This is a genomic window from Cerasibacillus sp., from assembly GCF_036516575.1.
In the GTDB taxonomy this organism is placed as follows: Bacteria; Bacillota; Bacilli; order Bacillales; family Amphibacillaceae; genus Cerasibacillus.
In genome coordinates, this window is the sequence record NZ_DATBTY010000024.1 from 100,447 (window position 1) to 124,996 (window position 24,550).

The window sequence follows — 24,550 nt, forward strand, 5'->3', positions numbered from 1 at the left end:
CTCAATGTGAGCTAATTTTAATAACCATCGCTGATTTATGTATGATTGACCCCTCCCAATGCGAGCTAACTTCAACTAACAACGCTGACTTACGTACCATTGCCCGCTTCAATGTGAGCTAACTTCAACAACCACCGCTGACTTACATACCATTGACTGCTTCAATGTGAGCTAACTTTAATAACCATCGCTGACTTACATGCCATTGCCCGCTTCAATGTGAGCTAACTTCAACAACCACCGCTGACTTACATGCCATTGACCCCATCAATATGAGCTAACTTCAACTAACAACGCTGACTTACGTACCATTGCCCGCTTCAATGTGAGCTAACTTCAACTAACAACGCTGACTTACGTACCATTGCCCGCTTCAATGTGAGCTAACTTCAACAACCATCACTGACTTACAAATCTTTAAACATTCTAATGCGATATTCCAGAAAAAACCCAACCGCTTAAATCAATTTTTATTATCCCTTTGTCTACTTGACAGGGGGCAGTTCACTTCATGTTGTCACGGCCCCTTATGTTGAATTAGGGAATTCCTTAGGATATATAGGGAATTCCCTAATATGTTTTAGACCCATCGTTTACTAGCATTAGAAGTAGATAAGTAATTGTCTTCTTTTTACTAATTGCTTAAAAAGGAGTGAGTTCATTCAATGAAGAAGAAAAAGTTTGGTCTGAAATATTTTAAACCGATTGAACGTTATTCAGGAGATTGGTCAGCTTTAGAAGAGAAAAGTCGTGATTGGGAAAACATGTACCGTCAACGGTGGTCACATGATAAAGTCGTCAGAACGACTCATGGGGTCAATTGTACCGGTTCATGTAGTTGGAAAGTATTTGTAAAGAATGGAATCATTACATGGGAAAATCAACAAATTGATTATCCGTCTTGTGGACCGAATATGCCAGAATTTGAACCACGTGGTTGTCCTCGTGGCGCGTCGTTTTCTTGGTATGAATATAGTCCGCTTAGAGTGAAGTATCCATATATTAGAGGGAAACTTTGGAAGTTATGGAAGCAAGCACTTAAAGAACATCAAGATCCAGTAAAAGCATGGAAAAGTATTGTTGAAGATCCTAAAAAAGCAAAACAGTATAAAAAAGCACGCGGTAAAGGTGGCCATGTTCGTGTTCATTGGCGCGATGTAACAAAGATTATTTCTGCCCAATTAATCTATACGATTCAAAAATACGGTCCAGACCGTATAGCAGGGTTTACACCTATTCCGGCGATGTCTATGGTGAGCTATGCTTCTGGTGCTAGATTCATATCTTTACTTGGTGGAGAAATGCTTAGTTTCTATGATTGGTATGCTGACTTGCCACCTAGTTCACCACAGATTTGGGGAGAACAGACAGACGTTCCCGAATCAAGTGACTGGTTTAATGCAGGCTACATTATTATGTGGGGGTCAAACGTACCACTAACCCGGACACCGGATGCCCACTTTATGACAGAAGTTCGTTATAAAGGGACAAAAGTTGTTTCAGTCGCACCAGACTATGCTGAAAGTGTAACACATGCAGATGATTGGATTGCAGCAAATCCTGGAACAGATGCCGCTGTTGCTCAAGCAATGACACATGTCATCTTAGACGAATTTTATGAAAAACGAAAAGAACCGATGTTCATAAATTACGCAAAACAATACACTGATATGCCATTTCTCATTTTATTGGATGAACATCAAGGTGGAACCTATAAAGCCGGACGCTTCTTACGTGCAAGTGATTTAGGCGAAGAGACTGAACATGCTGAATGGAAACCTGTTATTTTTGATGAAGCAAAAGAACAAATCATTGTCCCGAACGGAACGATGGGGCAACGTTGGGAAAAAGATGTGAAGTGGAATTTAATTCTCGAAAACGATGATGGAACAGTTATTGAACCGGCATTATCAGTTGAACCACATAGTACTGAATGGCAAACAATCGAATTCCCATACTTCGATAACGAAGGTAATGGAACGTTTAAGCGTCCAATTCCAGCTATGAAAGTGACGCTTCAAGATGGTTCAGAACGTTATGTTGCATCTGTTTATGATTTAATGCTTAGTCAATACGGTGTTAGTCGCGCAGGCAGTGATTTAGAAGCAAGTGGTTATGATGATGCGACATCACATTATACACCGGCTTGGCAAGAAAAGATCACAAATGTAAAACCTGAACTCGTCATTCAAATCGCTCGTGAATTTGCCCAAAATGCGATTGATACGGGCGGACGTTCCATGATTATTATGGGAGCAGGAATAAATCACTGGTTTAATAGTGATACAATCTATCGTTCGATTTTAAATCTCGTTACGCTTACTGCTTCCCAAGGTGTTAACGGCGGTGGATGGGCTCATTACGTCGGTCAGGAAAAATGTCGTCCAATTGAAGGATGGAATAATATTGCCTTTGCAAAGGATTGGCAAGGTCCACCACGATTACAAAATGCGACATCATTCTACTATTTCGCAACCGATCAGTGGAAATACGAAGAATCTGGAACTGACACTCTACGCTCACCTTTAAGTGGAAAAGAGAGATATCAACATCCAGCTGATTACAACGTTTTAGCAGCTCGATTAGGTTGGTTACCTTCTTATCCACAATTTAATAAAAACAGCTTACTATTTGCTGAGGAAGCTGCTCGAGAAGGTAAGAAGACAGATAAAGAAATAATCGATCATACACTTGAACAGTTAAAATCTGGTGAAACAAGCTTTGCAGTAGAGGATCCCGATGCACCAGAGAACTTCCCGAGAACATTATTCGTTTGGCGCTCTAACCTCATCTCTAGTTCTGCTAAAGGACAGGAATATTTTATGAAACATTTATTAGGGGCATCTAGCAACCTTCTAGCAGAGCCAAATGAAGATATGAAGCCAGAAGAAATCAAATGGCGTGAAGATGTTGAAGGTAAACTCGATCTATTAGTCGCACTTGACTTTAGAATGACAACAACACCACTGTATGCGGATATCGTTCTTCCAGCAGCGACATGGTATGAAAAAGAAGATTTATCATCAACAGATATGCACCCATTCGTTCATCCGTTTAACCGAGCCGTTGACCCATTATGGGAGGCACGTTCTGATTGGGATATTTACCGTTCAATTGCGAAGGATTTCTCTGAACTAGCAAAAACGCATTTACCAGGCGTTTACAAAGATTTAGTGACATCTCCTCTTGGCCACGATTCAATTGAAGAAATCGCGCAACCATATGGGAAAGTGAAAGACTGGAAAAAAGGCGAAGTTGAAGCTATTCCAGGTCAAACGATGCCAAGTATGAAAATTGTCGAACGAGATTACACGAAGATTTATGATAAATATATTACGTTAGGTCCAAACTTATCAACTGGAAAAGTGGGCGCACATGGTGTTAGCTTCTCTGTCAAAGAAGAATATGACATGCTAAAAGATATTAACGGAATACATGAAGATGACACGATTAAGAACGGATTACCTAAATTATTGACAGCTAAAAATGCTGCAGAAGCGATGCTGACCTTATCTTCAGCTACAAACGGCCGTGTATCGCAAAAGGCTTATGAAGCTGCAGAAGAAGATACAGGGGTTGAACTAACAGATATTTCACGAGACCGAGCGGCTGAGCGTTTTACTTTTGCTAGCATCACGGCACAACCGAAAGAGGTTATCCCGACACCTGTATTTAGTGGATCAAATAAATCTGGACGAAGATATTCTCCATTTACAACGAATATTGAGCGCTTAGTTCCGTTTCGGACATTAACAGGCAGACAGCATTATTATTTAGATCATGAAATTTTCATGAATTATGGTGAAGCTTTACCAGTATACAAGCCGACATTACCACCACTAGTGCTTGGTACGAGAGATAAGAAAGTTGTCGGAGGAAAAGATGCGCTCGTACTAAGATATTTAACGCCGCACGGAAAGTGGAATATTCACTCGACCTATCAAGATAACAAACATATGCTCACTCTATTCCGAGGAGGTCCGACAGTTTGGTTATCAGATGAGGATGCAAAAGCACACCAAATAGAAGACAATGATTGGCTTGAAGTGTATAACAGAAACGGGGTTGTTACTGCTCGAGCGGTTGTTAGTCACCGTATGCCGAAAGGGACGATGTTTATGTACCATGCTCAAGATAAACATGTTCAAGTTCCTGGATCAGAAATTACTGGGGAACGTGGTGGAAGCCATAATGCACCAACACGTATTCATCTAAAGCCTACACAAATGGTCGGTGGCTATGCTCAGTTAAGTTACGGATTTAATTATTATGGTCCGATTGGAAACCAACGTGATGTTTACGTTGCCGTCCGAAAAATGAAGGAGGTTGACTGGCTTGAAGATTAAAGCACAAATTGCAATGGTCATGAACCTGGATAAGTGTATCGGTTGTCATACATGTAGTGTGACATGTAAGACAACCTGGACAAACCGCGAAGGTGCCGAATATATGTGGTTTAATAATGTGGAAACAAAGCCAGGAGTCGGTTATCCGAAACGCTGGGAAGACCAGGAGAAATATAAAGGCGGTTGGGAATTAAAAAACGGAAAGCTTGAACTAAAATCTGGTTCCAAATTATCCAAGATTGCCTTAGGGAAGATTTTCTACAATCCAGATATGCCGGAAATGGAAGATTACTATGAACCATGGGATTACGATTATGAAAAACTAACAAACGCGAAGGATAGTAAACATACACCTGTCGCCCGCGCTAAGTCCGTTATCACCGGAGATAATATGGACCTTAAATGGGGACCGAATTGGGAGGACCAGTTAGCAGGTGGACATGTGACAGGACCGACTGATCCTAATATCCAAAAAATTGAAGAAGAAATTAAATTTAACTTTGAACAAGCTTTTATGATGTATTTACCACGACTTTGTGAACACTGCTTAAACCCGAGTTGTGTCGCATCATGTCCGTCAGGCGCAATGTATAAACGTGATGAAGATGGTATTGTTCTTGTCGACCAAGATGCATGTCGTGGCTGGCGTTATTGTATGACAGGATGCCCATATAAAAAAGTGTACTTTAACTGGAAAACAAATAAAGCTGAAAAGTGTACATTCTGTTTCCCAAGAATTGAATCGGGGCTTCCAACGGTTTGTTCAGAAACGTGTACAGGACGTATCCGTTATTTAGGTGTTTTACTCTATGATGCGGACCGTGTTCAAGAAGCGGCTTCAACACCAGATCCAAAAGACTTATATGAAGCACAATGTGACCTTTTCTTAGATCCAAACGATCCAGAAGTTATCGAACAAGCACTTAAAGACGGTATTTCAGAAGAGTGGATTGAAGCAGCACAGAACTCACCAGTCTATAAACTAGCGATTGAATATAAATTAGCATTCCCGCTTCATCCAGAATATCGGACACTGCCAATGGTTTGGTACGTCCCACCGCTTAGTCCGATCATGAACTATTTTGAAGGGAAAGATTCCATTAAAAACCCTGATATGATTTTTCCGGCAATCGAAGAAATGCGTATTCCGATTGAATATTTAGCGAACCTTTTGACTGCGGGAGATACAGAGGTTGTTAAAGGATCTTTACAACGCATGGCCATGATGCGCTCTTACATGCGTGCGATTTCTTCAGGTAAAGATTTTGATGAGGGAAAATTAGCCCGAGTTGGCTTAACAGCTGAACAGACGAAGAAAATGTATCGTTTACTAGCTATTGCTAAGTATGAAGATCGATTTGTTGTACCGTCATCCCATAAAGAAGGTCAGATGGATGTCTATCGTTCTCAAGGCTCTACTGGTTATGGTGAATTAGGCAGTTCTATCCCAGAACAACAATATTCTGTCATGGGTGAAAACGGTGTCTGTGATGGATGTGGTCCCGTATCTCAGCCTAGAAAAACGGGTGAAGAGATTTACAAAGAGAATTTCTATGGAGGGATCTGGCGTGATTAATTTAAATCGATTATATGATGAGAAGAATCTATTCGGTTTTTTCGCGCAACAATTGTCCTACCCAGAGAAGTTGACTTACCATCCATCGGTGTTTGAGGAGTCCATAGACTCCTCACACCCAGTGTATCCAGATATAAATGAGTACTGGCAACGCATGCATGATTATAGCATGGATGAAATAAGGGAAATGTATACGAATACGTTTGATTTTCAAAAAGAAACAACCTTGTTTATGACACATGTTAAGTTTGGCGATTCGAAGGAACGCGGCCAAATGTTAGCCAGATTAAAAGTGCTTTATGAAATGTTTGGTCTTAGCATGCCAAAAGGTGAGTTATCGGATTATTTACCACTTATGTGTGAGTTTATTTATGCAGCCGATTGGCGGGGAGACTCGCGAGCTGATGAAAGTTTTTCATTACTCTTAGCTGTATTAGAAGACGGTTCTTATCATTTAATGAAAGCATTAGAAGAGCATAACAGCCCTTATTTCTATTTAATCCGGGCGATGCGAGACGTTTTTAAAATGTGTATCCGTCAGGAGGTTCAAAACAATGGTTAATCAATTTCTCTGGGTCATCTTCCCTTATATTTGTATCGCTGTTTTCGTTGTAGGGCATATTTTTCGCTATCGAAACGATCAATTTGGTTGGACGGCAAAATCGAGTGAGTTTATTGAGAAGAAGCAATTAATGATTGGTAGTTTGTTGTTCCATCTCGGGATTATCCCAGTAATATTAGGCCATATTTCTGGACTAGGAATTCCAAAAGAATGGACAAGAGCACTTGGTGTTAGTGATCATCTGTATCATATAGGGGCAGTGTATATCGGGGGTTTCTTTGGCGTCATAACTTTAGCAGGAATGATAATACTAACAGCACGACGCTTTACGAAGAAAAATGTACGAAAACTATCATCTACATCTGACTTAATTGTCAATACATTGCTATTACTTATTGTATTCATTGGAGTTTACAGTTCATTAGTAACAAATACGCTTAATCCAGGATTTGATTATCGTGATTCCATCTCTATCTGGTTCCGAAATCTGTTAATTTTTAAGCCAGATGCATCTTTAATGACTGCTGTACCTGTAGCATTTAAGTTACATGTATTGTCAGGGTTTCTAATATTTGCCCTATGGCCTTTTACAAGACTTGTCCATGTTTGGAGTGTACCATTGAATTATGTCAGGAGAAATTATATCCTGTATAGAAAACACCACTCTAGTTAATGGAGCCGGTTTATAAATAGGGGAGAAAACGAATGAGTAATGAATATAAATTTGACTTTCAACAAATGATTGAATCGATTAGAGAGCAATATCAGTTTGATTTTGTTGGGGTAGCAATGGTTCAATCACAGGAATTACGATTCGAATTAAGATGGGAGTTTGTAACAGGTAACAAGAGCGAACGATATCGTCGCATTGTTTTACAGTCAGGCAAAGGGATCGCTGGTATTGTTTTTAAAACAGGGAAACCAATGTTAATTGAAAATGTTGATCGGATGATTCCAGCCGGTCAATTATATAATTATCCAATTGTCATTACGGAATCATTAAAAAGCTTTGGCGCTGTGCCATTGATTCATAATAATCGTGTGAGAGGTGTCTTACTCGTCGGATTTAGAGAAAATGATCGATTAACATCTGAGAAATTTAGTACATTTAAACGCGATGTAGAATCAAGTCTCTATCCATTTCACATTAGGGAAGTGGTGAAATAATGTTACGAAGGATTAGGGAAAACTTACCAGAGTTACTAAATAAAATGTATGAGAATTCTAGAGAGGTCATTCTCTTCTTCGATCGAGATGGCAAGGTCATTTCTATGAATAAACATGCTGAGAACATACTTAAAAAAGAGGTTCTCGAACAGATGGCTTCAGGTAATCCAAAGTCAATTTGTATGACATGCAGGGGATATATGAGTGAACATGATTTAAGAACATGTCAGTCTTGTTATATGTATACGGGGGAGAAAGAAGGTAGTTTTCAAGTGTATTTAGACACAAAGGGAGCAGGTGTTGTACCTTATACAGCAACCTTTCAGACGATTGATGAAGAAACAGGCACGCGTGTCCTTATGTTACGAGATATGTCAAAGCAATTTGAAACGCAAGAATTACTAATGCAAAAAATATTGATGCGACGTGTTGTTAAGGCTCAAGAAGATGAAAGGAAACGAATATCAAGAGAACTACATGACAGTGTTGCACAAGAAATGCTTAGTTTATTAGTTGATCTTCGTTTATTAAAGTATATGAACGTATCAGAAGAAGCGAAGGAAAAAGTCCAACAAACAGAAGGCTCTTTAATGCGCTTATTAGACGATATTCAACATATGTCTGTAGAGTTGCGCCCAGCAGCTTTAGATGACTTAGGATTAGAAGCTGCGTTTCGAACGCATTTTAAAACGATTGAGAAGAACTATGGTCTTTATGTTCAATTTGAATCGAATATTGGTAACAAAAGATATGAGGGCGAAATTGAGACGGTTGTATATCGGATTTGTCAAGAAGCGATTTTCAATGCGTTGAAATATGCTGAAGTTGATGACGTGTCTGTTCATCTATCGGAAGAAAACGAGACACTTCATTTACGAATCAAAGATAAAGGTGTTGGCTTTAATCTAAATAATATTAATCCAAAAGGCACGGGATTAGGGCTTTATGGTATGAGGGAAAGAGCGGAACTTGTTTCTGGTCAACTTTCTATACACTCTTCATTAGGAAATGGAACTGTCGTTTATTTAATCGTTCCTTTGCAAGAGGTGGGAAATGATGACAATTAGAATCATGATAGCTGATGATCATGCGGTTGTTCGTAGTGGCTTTATGCATATTTTAAATTATCAACAAGATATGGAAGTTGTTGCAACAGCTGCTGATGGACTTGAGGCATACGATCTCGTAGCTAAGCATCAACCAGATATCGTTTTAATGGACTTAAGCATGCCACCTGGTGAAAGTGGCATCATTGCAACAGGGAAGATTAAAGAAGACTTTCCTGATACCAAGATCATCATTTTGACTATGTATGACGATGAAGAGTATTTATTTCATGTCTTAAAGAATGGTGCATCTGGATATGTGCTAAAAAAATGTCCAGAAGAAGAGTTATTCCATGCGATTCGCACGGTTTATCAAGGTGGAACATATATCCAACCAGAAATGGCCACGTCACTCGTTAGAGAGTTTTTAGAACCTGGTTCAGAGGTAGCTGAAACAGACCCATATCAAATTTTATCAAAGCGTGAAATTGAAGTATTACCACTTGTTGCTAAAGGATATGGAAACAAAGAAATAGGTGAAATGCTCCATATTTCTGTAAAAACGGTTGAAGCACATAAAGCGAATATTATGGAGAAGTTAAATCTAAAAAGTAAACCCGAACTTGTAGAATATGCGCTCAAGAAAAAGTTACTAAACTTTTAATGTGAGGTGAATGATTAGATGAGTCAGGCGACGTTTACCTTTAATCTACCTATATTAAGGCTCTTGGAAAATGAACATCAATATTTAACCTATGTTATGAATCAGTGGCATCCGATTGTCCTCGGTTTTGAACGAAATCAATATTCAGTAAAAGAAGGACGTCAAGCAGTAAAAGAGTTACGTCAGCAGATTATTCAATTTATGGAGCCTTTAAAAAATCATATGGAAAAGGAGGAAGCATATTTATTTCCTGCTATTGCTAAGTATATTGGTAATGAGCAGGGGCCGATTTTAGCCGTTGAAGAAGAACATGAAGAAATTGATGCTTATTTAAATCATTTTCTACATCATTCACGTGAGAGTTTACAAGACCTTAGATTGCAAGACATGAAACAGCTTGTTCAAGATGCAGGAGAAGCATTTGAAATCATTACGATTCACTTTGTAAAAGAACAGTCCATCGTATTTCCGATGGTTAGGGATATGCTTAATAAAGAAGAACAAGACAAATTAATGAATCAGCTTTATACACCGATATTGAGCTTGCGGGACTTGATTTAAGTTGATTTAAAACTATGATTGAAATGGACTGATGATGATGAAGAAAAAAATACAATTACCTTTACAAACAGCCAATTTAGTTGTCGGTTTTATGGTTTGGGTGTTAATTTCATCTTTATTGCCATTTATTCGTGCGGATATCGATATTCCACCAGAGAAAATTGCCATCGTGACTGCTGTACCAGTCGTATTAGGATCTGTACTTCGAATTCCACTCGGATATTATGCCAATATTTTTGGAGCAAGACTAATCTTTCTTACGAGCTTTGTCATCTTGTTATTTCCTGTATTTTATATTAGTAAGGCATCTACATTAACGGATTTAATTATTGGGGGAACATTTCTTGGTATTGGTGGTGCTGTATTCTCTGTTGGAGTTACATCTTTGCCTAAGTATTACCCAAAAGAGAAACATGGATTAATTAACGGTATCTACGGCATGGGGAACGTAGGAACAGCCGTTACAACATTTGCAGCACCAGTGATTGCGACACAAGTTGGCTGGGTTACGACCGTTCAACTTTATCTTATTCTATTAATTATTTTTGCTCTTTTAAACTTTATCTTCGGTGATCGCCACGAACCGAAAGTGAAGACACCGATAATCGAACAAATCAAAGGTGTTTATAAAAATGAGAAACTATGGTTCTTCTCTTTATTCTACTTTATTACATTCGGTTCTTTCGTAGCTTTCACTGTGTTTTTACCGAACTTCCTAGTCGATTTCTTTGAGCTTGGAAAGGTAGATGCTGGAATTCGAACAGCTGGGTTTATTATTGTAGCGACACTTCTGCGCCCGATAGGTGGGTGGCTCGGTGATAAGTTTCAGCCGTTAATCATTTTGATGGGTGTCTTTGCGGGCTTAACAATCGGGTCTATTATTCTAGCTTTTTCACCTTCACTTGTACTATATACAGTAGGTGTCATGTTAATTGCTATAACAGCTGGATTAGGAAATGGTGTTATATTTAAATTGGTTCCATTTTATTTTAATAAACAAGCAGGAATTGTCAATGGTATCGTATCTATGATGGGTGGCTTAGGCGGATTCTTCCCACCACTATTACTAGCGGTGATCTATTCAATCACAGAATCATACTCTATCGGCTTTATGGCCTTTTCTCAAGTATCATTAGTCAGCTTAGTCTTAGTCCTATGGCTTTACTATATGGATGAGCTGACTTTGTCAAAAGAAGTCTTTGATCATACAGGTCAAGGTATCTTAGTAACAAATGCTAAAGGAAAAATTATGTCTGTTAACCCTGCATTTACTGACTTAACGGGTTATAATGAAAGTGATGTATTAGGAAAAAATCCTAATATGCTTAGTTCTGGAGAACATGACTCTGCATTTTATGAACAGATGTGGCATACAATTCAGGAAAAAGGTGAATGGCAAGGTCAAATATGGAATCGGAAGAAAAACGGCGATATTTATTTAGAGTTATTAACGATTAGTACGGTGTTTGATGATTCTGGTGATATTGTTCGTTACGTAGGGACGTTTAGTGATATAACAGACGAAAAAGTATGACATATGCCCGGTCTTAATGATCGGGTCTTCATCATGTTTTGAAAGGAAGGGTATGTCATGAAGGATAGATACTCACGCCAAATACTATTTAAACCGATTGGCGAAAAAGGGCAAGAAAGATTAGCATCCTCCCACGTCGTTATCATCGGCTGTGGGGCTTTAGGCACAACAACTTCTGAGATGCTTGTTCGAGCAGGTGTCGGAAAACTAACGATTGCAGATCGTGATTATGTTGATATGTCAAATTTGCAACGCCAGCAATTATTTACAGAACAGGATGCATTGGAAGGAACCCCGAAAGTGGTTGCTGCAAAACAGCATTTAGAAAAGATACGAGAAGACGCCAAAATCCGGACAGTCCTAGATCATGTCGACGGACCATTATTAGAACAATTGATTGTAGATGCGGATCTGATCATTGATGCGACTGATAATTTTGAGACACGTCTGTTAATTAATGATGTCGCTTGGAAGTATGGGATACCTTGGATTTATGGAGCATGTGTTCAAAGTACGGGTGTTGTATTTCCATTTGTTCCATCGAATACAGCCTGTTTCCGGTGTTTATTACCTGTTCTTCCGTCTGTCAGTCAAACATGTGATACGGCGGGAATCATTGCACCTGCTGCACAAATTGTTGCTTCTAATCAATGTGCCGAAGCATTGAAATGGTTAACCGGAAATAAGGAAACGATGAGAACAAAGCTATTACACTTTGATATTTGGAATAATTCGTTTGTAGAAGCGGGCATTTCTCGTATAAAAAACAAAGCCTGTCCGACATGTTCTGAGCATCCGACATACCCTGCCTTAACAAAACAAGAAGGAACGAATTATGTCGTATTATGTGGCCGAGATACGGTACAGGTGACTCCAGACCCATCACGACATATTACAATGTCCGATGGAGAAAAAGTTGCCAAACGATTAGGGATCGAATATCGTCTGACTGATTTTTTTATTGAGTTTTATATGGATGATTATCGCTGTATTTTATTTCAAAATGGTCGTATGTTAATTCATGGTTTAAAGGAAATTTCAGAAGGAAGAAAACTGTATCATCAATTATTTGGGTGAATTTATTCTATATAGAGACATGATATAATGTGATTTAGTATAAAGAAGGTTATAAGGGGGATCTATCATGGTAAAATTAAGAGAGCCAATACCTGTATCAGAAGCGATTGAGCGTGTATTAGAACATGTGACACCTTTAGAGGAAGAAAAGGTAGACCTTGATAAGGCGTATGGTCGTGTTTTAAGTAAGCCAATCATTGCCACACATCATGTACCACCTTTCGACCGTTCGGCATATGACGGTTATGCGATTCGAGCACAAGATTCTTCTCAAGCTTCACTACAACACCCCGTGTCATTTCGTGTCATTGGAGAAATCGGCGCAGGACATATTGGAGATCAACCAATCGGAGAAAATGAAGCCTATCGGATTATGACAGGCGCCCTTTTACCTGATTCAGCAGACGCCATTGTCATGCTTGAAAATACGATTGAAACATCTGAAGGATTCCAAATCATGAAGCCTTTAAAAGCCGGAGATAATGTATCCTTTAAAGGAGAGGATGCTAAGGAAGGCGAAGTATTAATTGAAGCAGGGACGAAGATTCACCCTGGAACAATCGCACTACTAGCAACATTTGGTTATGCTGAAGTGAAAGTTGCTAAACAACCTGTTGCAGGCATTCTTGCTACCGGGACAGAATTATTAGATGTAACCGATCCATTAGAACCTGGTAAAATACGCAACTCTAATGGCCCCATGATAAAGGCCCAATTAGACCGCATGGGGATTGAAAGTAAGTCATATGGGATGATGGAAGATGATCTGGATGCATGTGTCCGTATTGTGGAAAAAGCACTAGAAGAGACAGACTTCCTTATCACAACGGGTGGTGTGTCTGTAGGTGATTATGACTATTTACCAGCGATTTATGAACGAATCGGTGCAAAAGTTTTGTTTGATAAAGTGATGATGCGACCTGGAAGTGTGACAACGGTTGCTCTGTTAGATGATAAACTATTATTCGGTCTATCGGGAAATCCGTCTGCTTGTTTCACAGGATTTGAATTATATACTCGTCCAGCCATTCAACGTCTGATGGGAAGTACGGAACTGTTTTTGCCACATATGCATGCGACATTAGGAGAAGACTTTACAAAAACGAATCCATTTACGCGCTTTATTCGCGGAATATGGGAAATGACGGATGAAGGCGTTATGGCGAGACCAGCTGGTTTTAATAAATCGAATGCGGTCTCTTCAATTGCACGTGGGAATTGTCTCATCGTCTTACCGAGCGGTTCAGAAGGATATACGAAAGGTTGCCGAGTTGATATCTTGCTCTTAGGTTCTGAACAAGGAGAGAGTGTGTGGCGACTATGAAAACATTACATGTCGTAGGCTTTAAAAATAGCGGTAAAACGACATTAGTTTCGCGTTGGGTACGTCTCTTGAAACAGAATGGTTATTCTGTTTCGGTTATCAAACAACATGGACATCATGGCAAACACGGTAAACTCAAAATGCCAGATGCTAACACAGATTCGATGAAGTTTTTTAATAATGGGGCTGATTTATCGATTGTTTCTGGTGGCGGGGCTGTACAAATGATGTTAAATGAGTCACCTGATTTTCAGCGCTTAAAACAACTAGCTACCATTGACAGACCTGATGTATTATTAATTGAAGGTTTTAAAGAAGAAATGGGTCCTAAAGTTGTTTTAGTGAAAGAAGCAGCTGACTGGGAGACGCTAAAACAATTACAGACAATAGAATTAGTTGTCGGTTTATCACATGAAACAATACCTTTTACACAAATCTCCTCGCGAAATAACGAGGAAGAGTTGGATCAATGGTTGTTAAGTTGGATGGGAGTGGAACGTTAATGAAAAAGCCATTTGAAATTGTAACAGAGCCAATTGATGTTCAACCGTATATTGATTATGTTCTTCATCCACATCAAGGTGCTGTTACAGTCTTTACTGGTCACGTACGTGAGTGGACACATGGTGTTCGTACATTATATTTATCGTATGAAGCGTATGTGCCAATGGCAGAGAAAAAAATGGCCGAAATTGGCGCCGAAATGGAGAAAAAATGGCCTGGCATTAAAGTGGCAATCGTCCATCGCATTGGAGAATTACACATATCTGATATAGCAGTTCTTATCGCCGTGTCATCTCCACACCGTAAAGCAGCATATGAAGCTAACGAATATGCTATTGACCGTATTAAAGAAGTTGTACCGATTTGGAAAAAAGAAATATGGGAAACCGGTGAACAATGGATTGGCGCTCAGAAAAAATATCCCGAACAAGGAGAGGTAAAAAATGATTAAAGTCATTTATTTTGCTGTTGCTAGGGAAATGGTAGGAAAAGGCGAAGAGACGTTAAAGGTAGAGAACTTAAAAGTGAAACAATTACTTGAATGGATTGAATCATCTTACCCAGCATTTGATCAAACAGGTATGCAAGTAGCAATCAATGAAGAGTATGCGATGTTAGATGATATTGTTAAATCTGGGGATGTCTGTGCCATCATTCCACCAGTTAGTGGCGGTTAATGAAATATGGATTTAATGATAAGAAAGGGGTGGAAACGATGGAAGCGATTGTCGATAAATTAGGGCGTCCGATTCACGATCTTCGTATATCAGTTACGGATCGTTGTAATTTTCGTTGTACGTACTGTATGCCTAAAGAAATATTCGGAGATGATTACGCCTTCATGCCAAAGGATGAATTATTATCATTTACCGAAATCGAGCGCCTTGCACGTATTTTTGCATCTCTTGGCGTGAAGAAACTTCGTCTAACTGGTGGAGAACCGTTACTCCGTCAGCATTTACCAGAACTAATCAGCCGATTACATGATATTCCTGGTATTGAAGATATCGGATTGACGACAAATGGATTATTATTGAAGCGTCATGGGAAAGCACTGTATGAAGCGGGATTACGGCGCTTAAATATGAGTTTAGATGCATTAGATCCTGAATTATTTGGTAGAATCAATGGCCGTGGGATTAAACCAGATCTTATTTTAAGTAATATTGATTTTGCTAAACAGATTGGCTTTACTATAAAGGTGAACATGGTTGTTGAAAAAGGTGTAAATGAAGCGGAAATTATTCCAATGGCACAATATTTCAAAGAGCGTGGGATAACATTAAGATTTATTGAATTTATGGATGTTGGCAATGATAACGGCTGGTGTTTTGATAAGGTCGTGACGAAAAAAGAAATCTACAATAAATTGACGGAGCATTTTTCCTTAGAGCCTGTAGACCCCGATTATTTTGGAGAAGTGGCTAAACGTTACCGTTATACAGATAATGGTGCTGAAGTTGGCTTTATTACATCGGTTTCAGAGTCATTTTGTTCGAGCTGTACGAGAGCACGACTATCATCTGATGGTAAATTGTATACGTGTTTATTTGCTAATAGTGGTTTTGATTTACGTCATCTACTTCGCTCTAGACTTTCAGATGATGCGATAAAAGAAAGAATCATTCAAGTATGGCAGAATAGACAAGATCGTTATTCTGATGAACGGACAGAACAGACAGCGAAACGTAAAAAAATAAATATGAGTTATATCGGCGGTTAAAAAAACTCCCCTTTTCATGGTTTGGGGAGTTTTTTTATACTTCACGATTGGCAGCGATTTTAATTGCTTGTCTTCTTTCGTATATATTTTTAGCAACAGCTTTCAGAACGGCATATGTTGGAATGGCAAGTAAAACACCTAAGAATCCAGCAATGTTGCCAGCGGCCAATAATAACGCAATGACGGTCAATGGATGAATATCTAATGATCGGCCCATTATATTTGGTGTAATTAAGTTTGCATCAGTTTGTTGGGCAATGAGTGTAATTAAAGATACCCAAATGACCATCGATGGCTCTTGTAGAAACCCGATAACAAGAGCAGGCACAAAGGCAATCCATGGTCCAATAAATGGAATAACATTCATGAAAAAAGCAAAAATCGCTAGTAACAGAGCGTATTTGAGACCTATAATAGAATAGCCAATGAATAACATAATTGATAAAAGAGAACTGATTAAGATTTGCCCTTGGATATATGTTTTAAGAACGGTATCGATATCATCCACTGTTTTTTGTACCCAGTTTTTTGTATCGCCACTGAAAAACTTAAGGATAAGTGGTTTAAATTTTTCATGATCCTTTAACATATAAATAAGGAAAAAAGGAACAAGAATTAAAATAAATGTCGCTTGTATCAGTGATTGAAAGAGTTGAATCATCCACTTTCCAAAATCAAACGCAAGAATATGTAAAGAATTAAGTTTTTCATTAATTGTTTCTTGGATACTCTCTGGCAATTCACCTCGACGTTCTAAGAGGCGGTCAGCTAATTGATTTATTTCCGTTACGATGGCAGGGGTATTTTTAATTAAATGATCAACCTGCTTGGCCACAGGTGGCCCGATAATTGAAACTATAAACCATATGCCAATAACCAAAATTAACAGGATAATTGAAATACTGCCCCATCGTGGTACCTTGCGATTTTCTAGAATGGTTTGTAAAGGGACAGATATATAGAAGAAGATTCCCGCTATTAATAATGGAACGAAGATGGCTTTTGCGATAATGAGTAGTGGTGACAGAATCCACTTAACCTCTGTAAAGTATTTAATGATGAGTAGGCTCAGTAATACACCTACGGCAACTTGAAACCAAAGCTTTCGTGTCATCACACACCCTCCATTTCTTAGCATCATCCTTAGTATACGCTTCAGAAAGAAGGCTGTCGACAAAATTTATAATAAATACGGGGCTGGTACAAGTATTTTATCAAAGAAAAATCCAAACCAAGATCATATATACCGCTTCGGAAAGATACTTCGATTTTACTCGGCGGCTGGTGAGCTCCAACGCACAGGACATGGTAGTGTCGATGACGTCACAGGACGTGACGATTGTCATCGACCTCGTGCTAACGCATGCAACACAGCCTCTCGCGGTTGAAAAGCCTAACGAGACAACGCATTGAAGCCCCAATGCAGCCTCTCGTGGTTGAAAATCCTGATGAGACAGCGCATTGAAGCCTCAATGCAGCCTCTCGCGGTTGAAAATCCTGATGAGACACCGCATTGAAGTTTCAATGCAGCCTCTCGCGGTTGAAAATCCTGACGAGACAGCGCATTGAAGCCTCAATGCAGCCTCTCGCCGTTGAAAATCCTGACGAGACAGCGCATTGGAGGTTCAACACAGCCTCTCGCGGTTGAAAATCCTGATGAGACAACGCATTGAAGTTTCAATGCAGCCTCTCGCGGTTGAAAATCCTGACGAGACACCGCATTGAAGAGTAAATGCATGTCATCATGAGCATCTCTTCCTGTAAGCACTGCGCTTTTTGTAATAATGAAAGTTCAACGCGTATTGCTCTTTTCAGTTATGTGCTAACGCACTCTGGGGTCTCACCGATACTCTTTTTCCCGCGACGGACAGGACACCCTAGTTGCGCGGATGGGATCTTTTCCTTGAGTTCGCATGGAGTAAAGTGCTCTACCCAACAGACCCCAGGACGTGGCCGTACTTAGCCGACGAGGAGTCTGTGTATGTCAACTGCTTTGGAGCGCTTCTCCAATTAGACTGTTTTTGACAACAGACAACTTTTTTACAATTTGTAAAATCTTCACTTATGAGCACTACAAATTATAAAGTCACTCACATCCTGCTATAGTGCTTCTTTCCATGCGGGATGCTCTTCTTTAAACCAAAACTTTTTGGAAACACGACTATAGTATGTGATGCTTTGCTGCTGAACGATAAAGGCTAATGTGACAATTAGTGCTGCTTCAGCACCAAAAGTAGTAGCAGCTAATCCAATTGAAATAGATAGATTACGTAAAACGGTCCCATTGACAAGGGCAATGCCATCTTCACGATTAAGCCATTTTACCGCAATGGTTGTACTAATTAAATAGTTTATGCCGTAAAAAAGGATTAAGACGACCAGAGCGATTAATATAAGTTCTAAATTCGATACAATCATCTTGGCTCGCATACTAATACTCACAAAAACAACATAAAGCATCCCCCAAACACTTAATGGTGCAAAATTTGGTTTAATATGTTTTTTAAAATACTGCACCGACGTTTTCCTTAGAATTAGCTTATACGTTATTTGTCCTAGAATCATTGGGACAAATACAATTAATAAGATGGTTCGTACGGTCGCCCATATATTAATATCAATAAATTGACCGACCATGATTAATAGATACCATGGAGCTAATAAAGAACCTAAAAGTAGTCCGAAAATTGTTAGCTTTACTGCGAGTGTCACATTTCCACGCTGTAACATCGTCCACGAAATCGTCATACCACTCGTTGGAAGCAGAGCAGATAATGCAAGACCAGCAAACATAATTGGCCTCTCTTTCAGAAATGTCACCCCAATTCCGTAAGCAACCAGTGGGATGACGATAAAATTAATGATAATGGATATGATAAGCGTTCGTGATCCTTTTAATGATTTAAGTTCATTGAAATCAAGTCCAACCATTGTTGCATAAATCATAACCATTGTCGCTATTAAAATCGTCGGCCTTAAAAATGATGTGTCGACAAGAGTCCCAATGATAAACCCTAATACTAATATAATCGGAACACTTAGTATCAGATGCTTTTGTGGAAAACGATAAAACTTTTTCACTAAATATCCCCCTTGTTATATTCCTTAATACCCCATCATGTATATAAGTGACATTAAAGCCTACAAGATGTTAACTGTCAAACAAACTGCTTTTGTTATGAGACATGCTGTCATAAGTCTTGTCTTTAACCCATAAACTAACAACAGAGTAGATTTGTTAGGGAGCGTTGTATAATGAAGCGATGGATGAAACGTCTAGTTTGGATATTTGGCCTCATATTACTTATTTATTTGATTCGTTATCCACTCCAGCCATTAAATTCGATGTGGAAAACATGGTCATTGCCCCTTACAGGTAAGAAGATTGTCTTAGACGCGGGTCATGGTGGTCCGGATGGTGGAGCAGAGGGAAGAGATGGGACAAAAGAAAAGGACATTACACTACAGGTTGTGAAACAGCTTCGAGATTATTTACAACAGGCGGGTGCCCTCGTCTATTTAACAAGAGAGACAGATGAGGATCTTGCTGATTCAAATCTTAAGGGTTTATCAAGGCGGAAGTCACAAGATATAAGGCGACGTTTAGCGATGATTCATGATAAAAACGCTGATTTTTTCCTTACGATACATTTAAATGCGATGCCATCTGGTAAATGGCGAGGTGCCCAAACATTTTATTATCCCAAGTATGAAGAAAGCGGTCATTTGGCAAAAATGATTCAAGAAGAAATCATTCAAAATTTGCAAAACACGAATCGACAAGTGTTAACAATTAATAGCGTCTATTTATTGAAAGAAGCTGAAATACCCGGAGCTTTAGTGGAAATTGGCTTTTTGTCAAATGAGGATGAACGCGAATTACTTAAACAAGAAGAATATCAATTGCAAATGGCTAACAGTATATATGAAGGGATCTTACGATTTGTAACAGAAGAGGTAGAAGAAGAGGACTGAGCACCACGTTTTTCCTATGATTCAAATCACTTAGATTTTATCTATTATATGTTATACTAACAGATGAATATGTTTTCGTGATTGATGAAACACACTCAATTTCTTTGAGCTAGTAAAAAATATATGTCAATAGGGAAGGTGTCTGTGGTGTTAACTAAAGAAGAGGTCCTTGAATTACTTAAACCGATAAAAGATCCGTTTTTACATAAAACGTTTGAAGAAACGAATGGAATCGTCGATGTTAATATAAAACAAGAACGCAATCATGTCAGTGTCAAGCTCGCGATTGGTAAAATAAATACTGGTGAGCAGATGCAGCTACAGCAAGAAGTCGTTGCTATTCTGAAAAGAAATGGCGCTAAAACAGTCGGTCTTCGCTTTGAACAGTTACCAGATGACGTGATTCAAAAGTTTCAACCGACAGCTAATAAAGAGAAGGAAGCATCCTTACTCGGTGGCAGCCATGATACGAAGTTTATCTCGATTGCAAGTGGAAAGGGTGGCGTTGGGAAATCTACCGTCACGGTTAACCTTGCTGTTTCATTAATGCGCTTAGGTAAAAAAGTCGGGATTATTGATGCCGATATTTATGGCTTTAGTGTGCCAGATATGATGGGAATTGATAAGCGTCCCGTTGTCCGTGGAAACAAAATTATTCCAGTGGAACGATTTGGTGTAAAAGTCATTTCAATGGGCTTTTTTGTAGAAGATAACTCACCAATTATTTGGCGTGGACCAATGCTCGGTAAAATGTTGACAAGCTTTTTCACAGAGGTAGAGTGGGGAGAGTTAGATTACTTACTTCTAGACTTACCACCTGGCACTGGTGATATTGCCTTAGATGTTCATGAATTATTACCATCTAGCCGAGAGATTATCGTCACAATTCCACACCCATCTGCCGCATTCGTTGCCGCACGTGCTGGACAAATGGCTCTTCAAACAGACCATGAAATTTTAGGTGTTGTGGAAAATATGGCTTATTATCAAAGCCAAAAAACAGGCGAAAAAGAATATGTCTTTGGCCAAGGCGGTGGAGATAAATTAGCGGAAGTTCTTAAAACGAAAGTGATTGGTCGTCTACCACTTATGCAACCTTATGAAGAAGAAGATGTCTTTGCACCTTCTGTCTATCAAGAAGACCATCCACTTGGACAAGAATATCGCCGCATCGCCGCAAAAGTCATTGCACAAATGGAAGACTAGTATTTAAGCCATTTCTCTCATCATTGTTGAGAGAAATGGCTTTTCCTTTATTGGCCGCCTCCATCTCCACCACCTCCGTCGCCACCTTCTCCTCCGCCACCACCTTTTTTACCAGCCGATCCTTGTTTTTCTGCCGCTTTAAGTAGGATTTCTTGGATTTTTGCCTGGAATAGTGGTGAATCGAACGTTTTTTGGATGGAGGCTTCTAAATGCTCATTATACTTTTGGCTACGCATAACCTTTAATAATTGTGCTTCCATTTCGGGGTTTTGGAGTAGTTCAATCATTTGTTTTTGGAATGCAGCATCTTTCATCAAGTCTTTCATCAACTTTTTTAAGCTATCGTTCATTGATTCAGCATAACTTTTTACAAAGGCTGGGTCCTCAAACAGTTTTTCCCACACCTTTTTTCCTTTTTCAGAAGCTAATGCGTTATTTACTGCTTTATTAACGATATCGGAATCCATAACGAGCTTCTCTTTCATTTTATCTTCTGCCATCATTTCAGAAAGAGCCTTCTTACCTTCCTCAGTTTGCAAAATATCAATAACCATCTTTTTTGTCGTATCATAATTCGATTCTTTTGCCGCTTGATCTCCGGCACATCCTGTTAAAGATAGAAAAAGTATACATATAAATAATATAAGATGAATCGAACGCCACATGTATGAAAACCTCCCATCTATCTGTTTTTAATATGGATTTGAAAGAAAAAAATATGCACTTTATAAGGAAAAAATAGAGCGTTCATGTTAAAATACGAAAAGATAGTTCATTATAACTTGAGCGCGTCGGTAGGAGGATATGAGATTGGGTAGTAGAAATGTTGTGAAGATGTTTTTGCAAACATTAATATTTGGGGGACTCGCAGGACTGATTACGAGTTTCTTTGTCAGAGCTGATCAATATAAACAGTATTTAAACCCCTTAGATATGAAAGAATTAACAGGGGTTGTATTGTTTTTCATCGGTTTAGGCTTAGTCTTTACAGTTGTGAGCCAGACAGGATTCTTTGCTTATTTATTTATTAATCGTTTTGGTTTAGGACTATTCCGTTCGTTTTGGGGACCTGTACAAATTGTGCTCATTGCTTTTGTCTTATTCGATTTAATTTACTTTCCATATATAGGAGAGAACGGTCAATCATTAGGTCATCATATTGTTGTAGGATTAGCTATTTTATTCATTGGTCTTATCGTTGCTACGATAAAAGCGAAGGAAACGAACAAATCTGCATTTATTCCGACTTTATTTTTAATGGTCGTTATGACGACACTTGAATGGGTACCTGGATTAAGAACAGATGGTAGTGAATATAAGTGGTTAATGATCGTCCCACTCTTACTCGGTAATACTTATCAAATTTTAATGCTTCATCGTTTGCAAGAACCAGAAAAAATAAAAGCGAGTGAAGAGAGACGTCGTCAAGTAGCGCTGAAAAAAGAGGAAGCGGCAGCTAAAGAAAAGAATGAGAAGCAAAGTGAAAAGAAAAATAATAAAAAACGAAAAAAATCCTGATATTGTATCAGGTTTTTTTCATTTGAACATAAGTGGCTTTTATCTTCTCACTTGTTTCCGCCATTGCCAGTTATATGTTTTTTTCTCACTCTACAAGCTTCGCCTTGGCCTTAGCTTGATTCATCATTTCCGAAATCGTTACAAATGAAAACCCCTTATTCTTTAATCCAGGTAAAATCGTTTTTAATGCATCTCGTGTTTGTTTGACAGAGTCTGAAGCATGAAGCAATATAATATCACCATTAGATGTTTCCTTCATCACTGTATCGACAATTTGATCCACACCCGGGTTCTTCCAATCATGTGGATTGACATTCCAATGTGCCACTTTTAAATCAAGCTTTTCTGCTAAATCAATGACCTCTTCATTAAAATGTCCATTTGGTGTACGTAATAAATTTATATCAGGAAGCTCGAGCTTTTTAAAGATATCTTTGGCATAATTAAGATCTTTTCGTACTTGAGTAATATCCTGTTCGATATAGCTTTTATAACGATACCCGAGCATACCGACTTCATGTTCATCTTCAACGATTTTCTTTACAATATCCGGATGTCTTTCTGCCCATTCACCACTCACGAAGAAGGTGGCACGCACCTGATGGTTTTTAAGTTCTTCTAATATATGATGGGCTCTTTCTTCTCCCCAACTAATATTAAATGTTAAAGCAATATCCGATTCTTGGTCATTCCCTTTAACTAAAACTGCTGTTTCCTGATTAGAGAAAACAAAGAGTAAATTCCCTTGAGTTGTATATAGGAGTATTCCTAATACAAATGTAATTAAAAAAAGCACTCCAACATATTTCCACTTATCCAATCGCCAAACATAGAAATGGCCCATGTCATTGCCCCCTTATATAGACAAGCTTATTTCTTAATGTATATATACGTGTGGAAATGACATTTTATGCTCGTCTTTCTTTTATCGTTTTTGGCGAGAAGATTTTCATTCCAAACTGGGCGTAAGGGTGCAAGGTGATACGTAGTTAATGCATTAATATAAAGTAGACTTGGTTCAGATGGAGATTTTACTCCAATCGAACCTGAATCCCACTTATGTCGAAGATAGGTGGCACTTAACTTCGACATACGGAACGTACTAGTGGAGGTGTTGCGACAGGACATCGCGGACTTAGCCTGTGCGGCACAGGACGTGCGAGTGCAAACGCTTTTCGGTCGCAGTCCCAGGCTTTGCTACAGGATGTGGCGCTTTTAGCCTGCCTTCTCCTTCCAAGCGGGAGTCTTAGAAACGCCACGGAGATAAACATGTCGTTGAAATTATGTTTAAAGTGTTATATAGTCTCTTTAGGTCGGGGAATGGGTGACTATGATCTACTTCAGAGACCATATCTCAGAGCCTTTCGTCACGGTTTATTAATCATTTCATTAAAACCTGACAAAAAAATAAATAAAAATATTAATTTTATGTTGCATAAACATTTTATTCATGGTATATTAGTTTTTGTTGTCGCTTCAACACGTTTGAAACGAAAAAAAGTTTAAAAAAGTGTTGACAAACAAATTGCGAATATGTTATATTATAAAAGTCGTCAAAAACGACACACTTCAAAAATTGATCCTTGAAAACTGAACAGAACAACCAGTATGTCAAGAAAAACAATCTCGTTTTTCTTAAAGTAATTTTGCTAAGATAAACATTAAACGAATTTCGTTTAAATATAACTCTTTTTTGGAGAGTTTGATCTTGGCTCAGGACGAACGCTGGCGGCGTGCCTAATACATGCAAGTCGAGCGCGGGAAGCA

22 protein-coding genes and 1 rRNA gene are annotated in these 24,550 nt (G+C 38.8%); 19 read left to right on the plus strand and 4 right to left on the minus strand.

All coding sequences use genetic code 11. The features are described from left to right. Positions 1 to 665: 665 nt before the first annotated feature. The 15 genes from VIG73_RS04365 (at position 666) to moaA (ending at position 16,084) form a co-directional block, all read left to right on the plus strand. Positions 666 to 4,346, plus strand: coding sequence for a nitrate reductase subunit alpha (locus VIG73_RS04365; protein WP_331639333.1), 3,681 nt, complete (start codon positions 666 to 668; stop codon positions 4,344 to 4,346). Beyond that, complete coding sequence (gene narH / locus VIG73_RS04370; RefSeq protein WP_331639335.1) at positions 4,336 to 5,922, plus strand: nitrate reductase subunit beta; 1,587 nt, start codon at positions 4,336 to 4,338, stop codon at positions 5,920 to 5,922. Before VIG73_RS04365 ends, narH begins: the two co-directional genes overlap by 11 nt. After that, the gene (narJ, locus tag VIG73_RS04375) at positions 5,915 to 6,484 is read left to right on the plus strand and encodes a nitrate reductase molybdenum cofactor assembly chaperone (protein ID WP_331639337.1); all 570 of its coding nucleotides are present in this window, start codon (positions 5,915 to 5,917) and stop codon (positions 6,482 to 6,484) included. The genes narH and narJ overlap by 8 nt, the downstream gene beginning before the upstream one ends. Beyond that, positions 6,477 to 7,157, plus strand: a complete 681-nt coding sequence (gene narI, locus VIG73_RS04380) for a respiratory nitrate reductase subunit gamma (RefSeq protein ID WP_331639339.1) — start codon at positions 6,477 to 6,479, stop codon at positions 7,155 to 7,157. The genes narJ and narI overlap by 8 nt, the downstream gene beginning before the upstream one ends. 32 nt (positions 7,158 to 7,189) lie before the next feature. Then, positions 7,190 to 7,651: a GAF domain-containing protein gene (locus tag VIG73_RS04385; RefSeq protein WP_331639341.1), complete on the plus strand. Its 462-nt coding sequence runs from the start codon at positions 7,190 to 7,192 to the stop codon at positions 7,649 to 7,651. Beyond that, complete coding sequence (locus tag VIG73_RS04390; RefSeq protein ID WP_331639343.1) at positions 7,651 to 8,718, plus strand: sensor histidine kinase; 1,068 nt, start codon at positions 7,651 to 7,653, stop codon at positions 8,716 to 8,718. Before VIG73_RS04385 ends, VIG73_RS04390 begins: the two co-directional genes overlap by 1 nt. Then, positions 8,714 to 9,361, plus strand: a complete 648-nt coding sequence (locus VIG73_RS04395) for a response regulator transcription factor (RefSeq protein WP_331639375.1) — start codon at positions 8,714 to 8,716, stop codon at positions 9,359 to 9,361. Before VIG73_RS04390 ends, VIG73_RS04395 begins: the two co-directional genes overlap by 5 nt. A gap of 18 nt (positions 9,362 to 9,379) precedes the next feature. Next, positions 9,380 to 9,922: a hemerythrin domain-containing protein gene (locus tag VIG73_RS04400; RefSeq protein ID WP_331639345.1), complete on the plus strand. Its 543-nt coding sequence runs from the start codon at positions 9,380 to 9,382 to the stop codon at positions 9,920 to 9,922. A gap of 37 nt (positions 9,923 to 9,959) precedes the next feature. Continuing rightward, a complete protein-coding gene (locus VIG73_RS04405) occupies positions 9,960 to 11,456 on the plus strand; it encodes a nitrate/nitrite transporter (RefSeq protein WP_331639347.1) in 1,497 nt (498 codons plus the stop codon). Positions 11,457 to 11,513: 57 nt separating this feature from the next. After that, on the plus strand, positions 11,514 to 12,533 hold the full coding sequence (locus tag VIG73_RS04410; protein WP_331639349.1) for a ThiF family adenylyltransferase: 1,020 nt from the start codon (positions 11,514 to 11,516) through the stop codon (positions 12,531 to 12,533). A gap of 67 nt (positions 12,534 to 12,600) precedes the next feature. Continuing rightward, positions 12,601 to 13,857, plus strand: a complete 1,257-nt coding sequence (gene glp / locus VIG73_RS04415; protein WP_331639351.1) for a gephyrin-like molybdotransferase Glp — start codon at positions 12,601 to 12,603, stop codon at positions 13,855 to 13,857. Beyond that, positions 13,854 to 14,360: a molybdopterin-guanine dinucleotide biosynthesis protein B gene (gene mobB / locus VIG73_RS04420; protein WP_331639378.1), complete on the plus strand. Its 507-nt coding sequence runs from the start codon at positions 13,854 to 13,856 to the stop codon at positions 14,358 to 14,360. Before glp ends, mobB begins: the two co-directional genes overlap by 4 nt. After that, the gene (locus VIG73_RS04425; RefSeq protein WP_414648366.1) at positions 14,327 to 14,812 is read left to right on the plus strand and encodes a molybdenum cofactor biosynthesis protein MoaE; all 486 of its coding nucleotides are present in this window, start codon (positions 14,327 to 14,329) and stop codon (positions 14,810 to 14,812) included. Before mobB ends, VIG73_RS04425 begins: the two co-directional genes overlap by 34 nt. Next, on the plus strand, positions 14,805 to 15,038 hold the full coding sequence (moaD, locus tag VIG73_RS04430; RefSeq protein ID WP_331639353.1) for a molybdopterin converting factor subunit 1: 234 nt from the start codon (positions 14,805 to 14,807) through the stop codon (positions 15,036 to 15,038). Before VIG73_RS04425 ends, moaD begins: the two co-directional genes overlap by 8 nt. Further along, positions 15,038 to 16,084: a GTP 3',8-cyclase MoaA gene (gene moaA, locus VIG73_RS04435; RefSeq protein WP_414648367.1), complete on the plus strand. Its 1,047-nt coding sequence runs from the start codon at positions 15,038 to 15,040 to the stop codon at positions 16,082 to 16,084. Before moaD ends, moaA begins: the two co-directional genes overlap by 1 nt. Positions 16,085 to 16,118: 34 nt before the next feature. Here moaA and VIG73_RS04440 read toward each other — a convergent pair whose 3' ends face one another. Further along, positions 16,119 to 17,198: an AI-2E family transporter gene (locus tag VIG73_RS04440; protein ID WP_331639355.1), complete on the minus strand. Its 1,080-nt coding sequence runs from the start codon at positions 17,196 to 17,198 to the stop codon at positions 16,119 to 16,121. Between the two features lie 986 nt (positions 17,199 to 18,184). Further along, on the minus strand, positions 18,185 to 19,165 hold the full coding sequence (locus tag VIG73_RS04445; RefSeq protein ID WP_331639357.1) for an arsenic resistance protein: 981 nt from the start codon (positions 19,163 to 19,165) through the stop codon (positions 18,185 to 18,187). Positions 19,166 to 19,339: 174 nt separating this feature from the next. Between VIG73_RS04445 and cwlD the strand changes: the two genes are divergently transcribed. Beyond that, on the plus strand, positions 19,340 to 20,059 hold the full coding sequence (cwlD, locus tag VIG73_RS04450) for an N-acetylmuramoyl-L-alanine amidase CwlD (RefSeq protein WP_331639359.1): 720 nt from the start codon (positions 19,340 to 19,342) through the stop codon (positions 20,057 to 20,059). Between the two features lie 147 nt (positions 20,060 to 20,206). Beyond that, a complete protein-coding gene (locus VIG73_RS04455; RefSeq protein ID WP_331639361.1) occupies positions 20,207 to 21,265 on the plus strand; it encodes an Mrp/NBP35 family ATP-binding protein in 1,059 nt (352 codons plus the stop codon). Between the two features lie 47 nt (positions 21,266 to 21,312). Here the strand turns inward: VIG73_RS04455 and gerD are convergent, their stop codons facing one another. Next, entirely contained in the window at positions 21,313 to 21,930 is a 618-nt protein-coding gene (gerD, locus tag VIG73_RS04460; protein WP_331639363.1) for a spore germination lipoprotein GerD, read from the minus strand. A gap of 145 nt (positions 21,931 to 22,075) precedes the next feature. Between gerD and VIG73_RS04465 the strand changes: the two genes are divergently transcribed. Then, positions 22,076 to 22,783 (plus strand): KinB-signaling pathway activation protein, encoded by a 708-nt coding sequence (locus tag VIG73_RS04465; RefSeq protein ID WP_331639365.1) that lies wholly within the window; start codon positions 22,076 to 22,078, stop codon positions 22,781 to 22,783. Between the two features lie 85 nt (positions 22,784 to 22,868). Here VIG73_RS04465 and pdaB read toward each other — a convergent pair whose 3' ends face one another. Continuing rightward, a complete protein-coding gene (gene pdaB / locus VIG73_RS04470) occupies positions 22,869 to 23,627 on the minus strand; it encodes a polysaccharide deacetylase family sporulation protein PdaB (protein ID WP_331639367.1) in 759 nt (252 codons plus the stop codon). A gap of 846 nt (positions 23,628 to 24,473) precedes the next feature. Here pdaB and VIG73_RS04475 point away from each other — a divergent pair. Next, positions 24,474 to 24,550 (plus strand): 16S ribosomal RNA (locus VIG73_RS04475); the annotation flags it as partial.